The sequence below is a fragment of the Vibrio sp. Vb1554 genome (genome assembly GCF_033344235.1).
Genome location: NZ_JAWPOJ010000510.1, coordinates 1 through 1,000 on the forward strand (window position 1 = coordinate 1; position 1,000 = coordinate 1,000).

The following is a 1,000-nucleotide window of genomic DNA, read 5'->3' on the forward strand; positions in this document are numbered from 1 at the left end:
ACTCCACAACCCCGCCTCAATACCTTGTCTGCGTTGCCTATTTTACTTACCAACCGACAGACATATTGTTCAGAAATCAGAGTATCGTGACGAAAGATCTTTCAAAACAGAGTCGTTACCACTCAACAATACATACAACCCGTTGTTTATTTAAGATTTCTATAATATGTCACCCAAACGAGTTGGGTTAGTTTTTGTATTGGTATTATTCACTGTAGACAAAAGTATGATGTTTCTCCAGTTTCATAAAAGAGATACCTGAGCCGAAACAAGAACAAAGATAAGACGTTATTTACTGACGATAAGTGGCTGACATTGTGGTGGAATCGCTTTTTTCTTTTTAGGTTTAGCCGCTACTTTTTCTGGCTGGGGCTTCGCAGGGACAACTGCTTTTGGCTTCCAACTCGCTAACTCCGAACCACACCCATCACCAGAAGGAGGAGGTGCTTGATCGACACAATTAGAGCTTGAGTCAGGGCATGATAAGCGCACATGAAAATGATAATGATGTCCCCACCAAGGACGAACTTTACGTAGCCAAGAACGATCTTTTCCCCCTTCCTGAGCACACAGTTGCTCCTTGATAACAGGGTGAACAAAGATACGAGCCACCTCATCGCTCTTAGCAGCATAACGGATGAGTTCAAAATGCCTCTTATCCCATCGATGATTTAATATCGAGTAGTCTTGCAGATCAACCACACTCATCGGTTTCGGCAATTGAAGTTCGTTATAGGAGAGAGGAGAGTCAGCTAAACGCAACCAGATATCAATATCCAGCCCCGTTTGATGGCTTGAATGACCAGATGAAAAACGGCCGCCACGAGGTAAAGAAAGGTCGCCAATTAGTAAAGTAGTTTTTAACTGTTGATTCGCCTTTAAAGCTAGGCTTTCAACAAAATCTATAGTGTTAGGGTGCCCATAGTAGCGATTCGTTCGACTACGTAACACTTGATAACCTGTACCTTCTAAAGGCAGGGGGGAGGCCCCATCTAAGCAG

General features: G+C 43.3%; 1 protein-coding gene. It reads right to left on the reverse strand.

Annotated features, from left to right (window positions below):
* Positions 1–288 precede the first annotated feature (288 nt).
* Positions 289–1,000: penicillin-insensitive murein endopeptidase (mepA, locus tag R8N28_RS27410; protein ID WP_318183942.1), on the reverse strand; the 712-nt coding region annotated here is incomplete at its 5' end.